The 9,550-nt window shown below is 33.1% G+C and carries 7 protein-coding genes; all 7 read left to right on the forward strand.

Annotation, left to right across the window (positions count from 1 at the left end; translation table 11 throughout):
* The coding region (locus ABY905_RS10160; RefSeq protein WP_372643248.1) for a hypothetical protein at positions 1-207 on the forward strand (207 nt) is incomplete at its 5' end.
* Positions 208-251: 44 nt separating this feature from the next.
* Positions 252-1,385 (forward strand): DUF4249 domain-containing protein, encoded by a 1,134-nt coding sequence (locus ABY905_RS10165; RefSeq protein ID WP_372643250.1) that lies wholly within the window; start codon positions 252-254, stop codon positions 1,383-1,385.
* 50 nt (positions 1,386-1,435) lie between these two features.
* Positions 1,436-2,575 (forward strand): DUF4249 domain-containing protein, encoded by a 1,140-nt coding sequence (locus tag ABY905_RS10170; RefSeq protein ID WP_372643252.1) that lies wholly within the window; start codon positions 1,436-1,438, stop codon positions 2,573-2,575.
* Complete coding sequence (locus ABY905_RS10175) at positions 2,572-3,699, forward strand: DUF4249 domain-containing protein (protein ID WP_372643254.1); 1,128 nt, start codon at positions 2,572-2,574, stop codon at positions 3,697-3,699. Before ABY905_RS10170 ends, ABY905_RS10175 begins: the two co-directional genes overlap by 4 nt.
* Positions 3,700-3,710: 11 nt before the next feature.
* On the forward strand, positions 3,711-4,397 hold the full coding sequence (locus ABY905_RS10180; RefSeq protein ID WP_372643256.1) for a hypothetical protein: 687 nt from the start codon (positions 3,711-3,713) through the stop codon (positions 4,395-4,397).
* Between the two features lie 5 nt (positions 4,398-4,402).
* Entirely contained in the window at positions 4,403-7,126 is a 2,724-nt protein-coding gene (locus tag ABY905_RS10185) for a carboxypeptidase-like regulatory domain-containing protein (RefSeq protein ID WP_372643259.1), read from the forward strand.
* A gap of 4 nt (positions 7,127-7,130) precedes the next feature.
* On the forward strand, positions 7,131-9,236 hold the full coding sequence (locus tag ABY905_RS10190) for a hypothetical protein (RefSeq protein ID WP_372643262.1): 2,106 nt from the start codon (positions 7,131-7,133) through the stop codon (positions 9,234-9,236).
* Positions 9,237-9,550 lie beyond the last annotated feature (314 nt).

Genomic DNA, 9,550 nt, shown 5'->3' on the forward strand with positions numbered 1-9,550 from the left:
AATGAATTTTCACTTGAATTTTCTGATTTTGATAAAGAATGTGAGAAATTCATCATAAGATATGAAGATGGCAGTCCACCTTTAAGCAAATATTATATTATTGATACCTACATTGAAAACATGGCTACGGTATATATTCTTCGTTGGCGCTATTGCTACGAATGCAATGAGAAATATCCTGTGAAAAAACCATCTTTTTGGCCCTGATCTCATCATTGTAAAAAAAAATAACCCATTCAACCCCCATTTATATGCCAAATATCAAAACCATATTATTCATTATATTCAGCCTGATACTTTTTTCTTGCACGGAAAAGTTCTATACGGAAATTGATGAAGATGTTTCGATACTTGTTGTTGATGGTAAAATTACGGATGACAATGGCAACCCTTGCGAAGTCAGGTTATTTAGGACAGTTAAGTTTACAGATGATTTTTCCTTAGAACCTGAACGAGATGCAATCGTAATCCTACATGATGATCTGAAACAAACGGAAATCTTAACAGAATTTGAAGCAGGTATCTACCGTAGTTCATCTAATGAAATTAATGGGACAATAGGCCATAGTTATTGGATAGAAATCCAAACCATAGCTGGAGACAAGTATGAATCAACACCCGAAAAAATGAATTCTCCATTCGAAATAAATTCTATTTATGGAGATGAACAAATATTTATAACTGGTGAAAATTCAAAGGAAAAAGGTGTAGGTATCTATTTTGATGCTACAAACCAAAATAATAAGGCTAGCCATCTTAGGTGGGAATATAGAGAAAGTTACGAGTGGCATTCCCCTTTTAAAGTTGAGGATAAATTTTCTGAAGATGCAACTACAATATGCTTTCCGGTAAACGATTTTCCTCTAATCAATATTTATGATGCTTCTGATCTAGCAAAAAAAGAGGTTAATCATCTCTTAACATCCGAAATTTTGCAAACTGAGGTTAAACTAGAACACATCTACCTTCTTGATATGCATCTTTATTCTACTACTCGAGAAAACTATGAGTTTTGGGAAAATATGAAAGCTATTAACCAGACCAATGGCAATATTTACGATGTTTTGCCCGCTAATATTCAAGGCAATATTTCTTCCTGTGAGAACAATTGTGAAGTATTAGGCTATTTCGAAGCATCATCTGTTCGTAAAATGAAACGTTTCTTCACCAAAAATGAATTTTCACTTGAATTTTCGGATTTTGATAAAAGCTGCGAAAAATTCATGAAGCGATATGATATGAGAACTCCTCCACCTCCACCAGATATATATAAGATTATTAATTCATATCAGGAGAACACGGAGATGGTATATATAGTCCGTTGGCGATATTGCTATGAGTGTAATGTGATATATCCCGTTAACAAACCCTCTTTTTGGCCTTGATGTCACCTAAGCAAATAGGAAAAAAAGCGAAACAATAAAATCCCATTTATATGTCCAATATCAAACCCATATTATTCATTTTATTCAGCCTGATACTTTTTTCATGCACGGAAAAATTCTATCCTGAAATTGATGAAAATGTTGATATATTGGTGGTAGATGGTAAAATCACTGATGATGGCACCCCTTGTGAAGTCAGCTTATTTAAGACTGTTAGTTTTACAGATGATTATTCAATAAAACCTGAAAAGGACGCGATTGTGATTCTGCATGACGATTTGGGACACAGCGAAATTTTAACAGAATACGAAGCCGGTGTATATCGTAGCTCTTCAAACGAGATTACAGGAACTGTAGGAGTAAATTATTGGATCGAAATTCAAACACTCTCTGGTGAAAAATATGAATCAACCCCTGAAGTTATTCATTCGCCATTTGAGATTACCTCAATATACGGAGATGAATTAGAAGCCATAATAAGTGATAATTCGAAAGAAGATGGCGTAGGAATTTACTTTGATGCCAACAATAATGAAAACACTGAGAGTTATCTCAGATGGGAATACCGAGAAAGTTATGAGTGGCATACGCCTTTTGATCTTGAGACCAAGGTCACTGATAATCCTCAAAAGATTTGTTATCCAGTTACAGATTACCCACTTATCAATGTCTATAATGCATCTGATTTTGATAAAAAAGAGATAAAACATCTCTTAACAGCTACAATTTTAGAACATGAAGTCAAGTTAAAACACCAATATCTCATCGATATAAATCTTTATTCTGTTTCTCAAGAGAATTATATTTTTTGGAAAAATATGAAAGCCATTCATCAGACTAATGGGAATCTCTACGATATTTTACCTGCAAACATTAAAGGTAATATCAGCTGCTGCGATAACACGAATAAGGTTTTAGGATTTTTTGAGGCTTCTTCGGTACGAAGAAAAAGAGCTTTTTTCTCAAAAAATAACTTTACAGTTGATTTTACTGATTTCCCTGAGGAATGTGAGACATTTATTATAGTAGGTGTAACACCCGACCCAATGAAATACCAGATCGTTAAAGTCATTCCCAGAGAAAACACAACAGCATACGAAGTCCGAAAAAGACATTGTTATGAGTGCAATCAAAAATACCCAACTAAAAAGCCTTCTTTTTGGCCTATCTCAAATAAAAGTAAAGTATGAATATTAAAAAATTCATAACGATCTCACTCTTATGCACGATTCTATTCTCGTGTATAGAAAAATTCTATCCAGAAATTGATGGAGATGTTTCTGTTCTCGTAGTAGATGGTAAAATTACGGATGAAATCGGGCCATGTGAAGTTCGCTTATTTAGGACTGTTAGTTTTGCCGATAGTTTTCCTTTAAAACCCGAGAGAGATGCTCTAGTAATTTTACATAATGACTTGGATAGAACTGAAATTTTAAATGAAACTGAGCCCGGTATATATAAGAGTTCGTACACAACAATTAAAGGTGAAGTTGGACGATCTTATTGGATTGAAATTCAAACACTAACTGGTGATAAATATGAATCTACGCCCGAATTGATGCTTCCCCCTTTTGAAATCACTTCTCTTTATGGAGATGAATTGGAAGTTATTACTGATGATAATACAGAAGAAGCTGTTGGCATTTATTTTGACGCCAAAAATAATGAAAATATAGGTTCTTATCTACGTTGGGAATACAGAGAGAGTTACGAGTGGCATACACCTTTTGAAGTTGATACTAAGTTTACTGAAAATCCCCAAACGGTTTGCTATCCAGTCAACGATTTTCCTATCATTAACCTTTATGATGCCTCTGATATTGAGAGTAGAGAGGTTAATCATCTCCTAACATCAACAATTTTAAAGCATGAGGTCAAATTAAAACATAAATACCTACTCGACATGCGCCTCTATTCCGTCTCACAAGAAAATTTTATCTTTTGGAAAAACATGAAGGCCATTCATCAAACAAATGGTAATCTATACGATATATTACCTGCTAATATTAAAGGTAATATATCTACCTGTGAAGATGATTGCGAAGTCTTAGGTTATTTTGAAGTTTCTTCGGTTCGTACCAAAAAAGGCATATTCTCTAAGGACGACTATTCTGTTGAATTCAGTGATTTCCCTAAGGAATGTGAAACATTCATATACATTACCGTTCCCGATAATTCTCCACCAGACCTTACAAGATATTTTATTGAAAGAGTAATAATTAGACCTCGCTTAACCGTATACGAAGCTAGGTTTAGACATTGTTATGAGTGCAATCAAAAATACCCAACTAAAAAACCCTCATTTTGGCCTTGATCTATATAAATATGAAAACAAAACTATTATTAACCAATCTTATTATCCTGATATTCTTAGGATTTAGTCCTGATATCTCAGGGCAACCCTTATCGAAAGGCAATTTAAAAACTATTATTAATGGTAAAACCTGGGTGCCTAAAACATCTATAGCTTCAGGAGAACAATTCTTTCTTGAAAGAATGGATCTCAAGGGTAGTTTTCTCTTTAAAGGTATTCGATTTGATGATATTCAGTTTTCGTATGATATCTCAACAGAGAAGATAATTACTGCGATAGAAACCTTAGATAAAACAAAGAGAAATATTATTGTAAATCCCTTCTTTCTTGAGGGGTTTACAGTTACAGAATCCCTATACGAATTTGATTTCCTTAGAGGAGATTTAGTGCATCCCGAGTTAGATCCAAAGAGCTATTATCAGGTTGTAAAGTTTCAAAATACCCAATACGTCGTCAGAAGAAAAAAACATAAAATACTAAAGTCTGATTCATCTGGAAAATTCAAATATGTTATTGCGAATAGTCTATTTCTAATTAAAGATGATGAGCTTATAAGTATAAGTAGCAGGAGTGATATTTTTAAAGTTTTCCCTCAGGAAAAAAAAGAAATGAAACGCTTTATTAGAAGTAATAAATTAAAAATAGGGACAAAAACCCCCATGGATGCAATTGTTCTTCTCTCAAAATTTGATCTGTAAAAACTATGAAAAAAACACTCACTCTCCTAATCATCATTTTTCTGGTTAATTCAATTTCTGCACAGGATAAAAAAGAAATTAGCATTGGCTACGAAGGCATGTCGTTTATAGAGTTAACGCAAGAACTTGAAAGTAAGTACCAAATTCAATCCTATTATTATGAAACTTGGGTTAAGGGTATTAAGCTTAAAAAAAACTACTCTAAAGTTGACCTTCATACTTTAATAACTGATGTTTTATCAGGTTCAAAAATCGAATTCATCATTAGAGGAAATAGTCTGATTCTAACTCAATTTGATAATTTAGATCAAGAATTTAGTTTTCAAAGAAAAATTAAGGAAGTTCAAGTTGATGTTCAAAATAATGAAAAGATAGAAGATGATTTTGCTGCTTTGCAGCAACAAGAATATATTATCCATGAAATTGGAGTTGCCTTGGGGCGTAAAAAAGCTAAAGTTTTCGGTAACATTAAGCTTTTTGGTGTTGGCCTACCTCTTAAGGGAGTTGAAGTTTTTCTACCCAATATGGAAAAAGGTGTGACTTCTGATAAGAATGGTTATTTTGAAATTGAACTTGCACAGGGAGCCTATGTCTTAAATTTTAAATACTTGGGATTAAGGCAATCAGTGCGGAAAATTAACTTACGAGGTGATGGTCGATTAGATGTCCAACTGAGAAAAGAAATGCAAGCCATTAGGGAGATCAAAGTTTTTGCTAAAGACAACAAGGTTAAGCGAACAGCTATGGGCTTAGAATACTTTGCTTCAAAAGATATTGAAAGCCTACCATCTGCACTAGGAGAACCTGATATTATTAAAAGTACAACAATGCTTCCTGGTGTTGAGAGTGCCGGTGAAGGTGCCATTGGTTTTAATGTAAGAGGGGGTTCTGCAGATCAGAACCTAATACTAATTGACAATGCACCTATCTACTACCCTGCCCACTTTTTTGGTTTCTTCTCTGCCTTCAATAACGATATGATTCAAGATGCGAGCCTTTATAAATCAAGCATCCCCATTCAATTTGGAGGTCGTATTTCCTCAACCTACGACATTCATTCCTCTGAAACCATAGCAGATGAGATCAATGGTAAAGTTGGAATTAGTCCAATCACATCCAAAGCCTTTCTTAATCTTCCCTTATTAAAGAAAAAGCTTTCAATAATGAACTCTTTTCGATTCACATATTCCGATTGGATAATCAAGAAAATTGACTCAAAGGAATTGGTAGATTCGAAATCTAACTTCTTTGATTTACATGGGAAAATACTATACAAACCAAATTCAAACAATCAAATAGAACTCAGTTATTATAAAAGTGAAGATGAATTTCAATTACATTCTGACACCATTTATAATTTCAATAATTTTGTCAGTTCTCTCAACTGGAGGTATCGCTTCAACGAAAAGTTGAAAATGAAAAACAGTGCTCATTTCACAAGTTTTTCATACGATATGTCTTCGAATGATGTTCCGAGTAACGCCTTTAAATTGACTCATAAAGTTAAAGACATGGGCTTTAAATCTCATCTCACATATGAGAAAGATGTTTTTACAAGTTTCGATTTTGGGGCTGCAGCAAAATTTTATGAGATCAGTCCAGGAGAATTAAAACCCGATTCTGAATTTTCACTCGTATCATTGAATAAAATTAATATTGAAAAAGGATTAGAAACAGCAGTATTTGCTGGTGGTAAATTTGACTTACTTGGTTTTTTGAATGCTGAAGCTGGTTTTCGTTATTCTTTATATGGTAATTTAGGAAAAAGAGAGGAAGCCATTTATAAAGGCAATAAACCTAGTAGTCTGAATAGAACAGAAATTCAAAACACTTCGAGTGGACTCAACAATATTTACCATGGACCTGAACTGAGGTTTTCAGTTAACTATGCCATGAATAATAACAATTCGTTCAAGGCTAGTTACAATAGAACTCGCCAATACATACATTTGTTGTCCAACACGACCTCGATATCACCTACAGATACATGGAAGCTAAGTGATCGTTACCTTAAACCTCAAATTGGTGATCAGTTTTCACTGGGATATTATCGCAATTTTCTAAATTCTACTGTTGAATTTTCAGTTGAAGCTTATTCTAAACAAATTAAAAATGCCAAAGATTATAAGCATGGTGCAGAACTCTATTTAAATGATTTTACTGAAACTGAGGTTTTAAATGCCGATGGTAAAAATTACGGTTTGGAATTGCTCTTACGTAAAAAATCAGGCCGTTTTAATGGAATGATCAGCTACTCTTATTCAAGAAGTTATTTAAAATCAAAAGATCAATCTGGTGAATTTGCTGTGAACGATGGGGAATGGTACAGAGCCCCTTACGACAAGCCTCATAACCTTAAAGCCTTTCTTAGTTTTAAGCTTTCCAGACGTTTTATTTTTTCTACAAATCTTGTTTACCACACGGGGCGTCCAGCAACTTATCCGACTGCAAAATATAAAATTCAAGGTATTCCAATAGTCTATTATTCTAAAAGGAATGCATACAGACTGCCCCACTATTTCAGAACTGATATTACATTACTACTAGAGGGTAATTTAAAAAAGAACAAATCCTATCATACTTCTTGGGCTTTCGGCATTTATAATCTTACTGGCCAGAGAAATACCTACTCTTCTTACTTCCGTATCGAAGAAGAGCGAATGGTTGGATATAAACTGTCTGTTTTTGGAGAAGCAATACCAACTATTACTTATAATATTGAATTCTAGAACTATGAAAAATAAAATATTCAAGTATATAAGCCTTATTCTAGTAGTGAGCCTGTCTTCAATTCTAAATGGTTTTTCTCAGGAACTACCTACTGAACAGATACATGTACATCTACAAAAAAAGATATTTATCGCAGGAGAAGCTGTTCATTTTAAACTCTATTGTATCAATGCCAAAAGTCAGAAACTGTCAAAAACCAGCAAAGTAGCCTACGTTGAATTAATTGGAGAAAATGGATTCCCAGTAGAGCAAACTGACATTATTCTAGAACATGGAATGGGAGAAGGTGGATTTGTAATTTCATCTCAACTCCCTACAGGTAATTACGCCATTAATGCATACACGCATTGGATGAAAACGAATTCTCTAGACTTCATAAACGTCAGTCCTCTTTTTATCTTCAATAATCAGAATATTGATGATAGTCAAAGTCCGATTTCTAAAAAACTAAATATTTCATTCAAAAACCTTAAAAACAACAAGCAAACTCCCTCAGAATCTGAACAAGGAAATATTTCAATTCATACAAAAATTGAAGATCTTAATCGAATTCTAAGAGTTTCAATAACAAAAAATGATTCTGTAATTGATGGCTCTCATAGATTCCAACTTTTATCTAGAGAAGGAATAGTTCTAGATAAAGAATTTCAATTTAGTCAGAAAAAATGGGAGCATCTTATAAGAATAAAGGATCTAAAATCAACCAATTACAATATCTGTGTAAAGAATAAAGATGGGAAGATTATTAAAACTGCTGTAATACATTTTTCAAAATCACATCGAGGTCGATTTATTGAAAAACCAAGAATAACAACGAAGCAGAGACAAAAAATAAAAATTAATCTTCATTTAGAAGAACTATCCCATCAAGACGATAGCTTATTCTTATCAGCAAGTATAAAACTCAAAGAACCCAATACATCATCGGTAAATATTATCGATTATATGAATTTATATTCAGATTTTGGAGCAAACATGCTTCCCTACTTTAAACAAATAAAGAAATTCGGGAAACAAAGTTGGATAGCTGAAAAGGGTCTAGAAACAGTTTGGTTAAAAAACTCAAATACCTACTCAGTTAATGCTTATCGATATCCAGAAGACGAGTCATACGTGATAGAAGGTACGGTGAAAATGAGAAAAACAAAGCAAGCATTTAGTAATGAAAATATCTTTCTCTCAAAAATTGGAGGCTATGCTGACATCAGTACATTTTGTACAAATGATCAAGGTAAGTTTTACTTTAATCTTCCATTGAAAAAAGGTCTTCATGATATATCAATACAAGTTAGAGACAAAAATGAACTAGACTTGGCTATTAAATTAAAAGACAAATTCAATTCCGAAGGTTTTGCACCAATGCCGTGGAGTAACCAGGAATTTAAAGTAGAACAATTAGATTTTATCAAAGATCAATTTGAAAATTTCAGAATTCGTAATATTTACAAGCAAGAAACATTCCGTGAAACAAAGGATACCTGCATATATAGAGGCCAAGCCAATTTTTATGGAAAGGCTAAGCACTTTATTAAAATTGATGACTACATCCAATTGGATTCATTAGAAGAATATTTCCATGAATTTATATCTACGGTTAAGATTAAATACAAAAAGAAAAAACCTCATATGTATGTTTTTAGTCCAGATATTGTGCGTGTTTTTAAACGAGATCCCCTACTCATGTTCGATGGACTCATCTTGTCTGACGCGTCCAAAATTCTGAACATAAACTCAAAAGAGATTGACAAAATAGAGGTCGTTCCTTGTGAATATTATTATGGTTCATCACACTTATATGGAATCATAAATGTGATCTCAAAAAAACAGGATTGTCAATTATCCGAATTACCTAAAAATACTGAACGCTACTATTTACCCTTGTTTACTCACGGAGTTGAACACATAAATTCAATAGAACATCAATATAAAAACCATGCTGATTATCGAACGGATTTACTCTGGGAACCCAATATTCTAATAACTCAAGACAAAGATTTTGATCTGGAGTTTACTAGTAGTGATGTAAAAGGAGAATATGAATTGACTGTTGAAGGAATTTCTGAAAATGGAGAACCAATTGTAATAAAACAAAGTATTTTAGTTGAATAACAAAAGGTTCAGCAAACTTAATTGCTGAGCCTTTCTTTTCTAAATTCCTCACTTGGACATTTTTTCATCAAATATTTGCGCTGATAATGTAACCTTATCAGCCCATTTCTTGTCTCATGTCATGTATAGAACGAGTAAACAAGATACTTCATCTAAAATTGAATTACCTAAGACAACTTATTAACCATAAATTGTATATTTGATTTGAAGTAATAGAAGTCGATGATTTCTATTCTACTGTCGTACAATAACAGCCAAGCCTAAACGAACTGAAACAACAATACAAATGCAAATCAATATAAATGGATTGAGCA

The organism is Ancylomarina sp. (assembly GCF_041555295.1).
In the GTDB taxonomy this organism is placed as follows: domain Bacteria; phylum Bacteroidota; class Bacteroidia; order Bacteroidales; family Marinifilaceae; genus Ancylomarina.

Bases quoted from the DNA above. Each gene is read 5' to 3' on its own strand.
- ABY905_RS10165 (WP_372643250.1), top strand. From the start codon at position 252: ATGCCAAATATCAAAACCATATTATTCATTATATTCAGCCTGATACTT.
- ABY905_RS10170 (WP_372643252.1), top strand. From the start codon at position 1,436: ATGTCCAATATCAAACCCATATTATTCATTTTATTCAGCCTGATACTT.
- ABY905_RS10175 (WP_372643254.1), top strand. From the start codon at position 2,572: ATGAATATTAAAAAATTCATAACGATCTCACTCTTATGCACGATTCTA.
- ABY905_RS10180 (WP_372643256.1), top strand. From the start codon at position 3,711: ATGAAAACAAAACTATTATTAACCAATCTTATTATCCTGATATTCTTA.
- ABY905_RS10185 (WP_372643259.1), top strand. From the start codon at position 4,403: ATGAAAAAAACACTCACTCTCCTAATCATCATTTTTCTGGTTAATTCA.
- ABY905_RS10190 (WP_372643262.1), top strand. From the start codon at position 7,131: ATGAAAAATAAAATATTCAAGTATATAAGCCTTATTCTAGTAGTGAGC.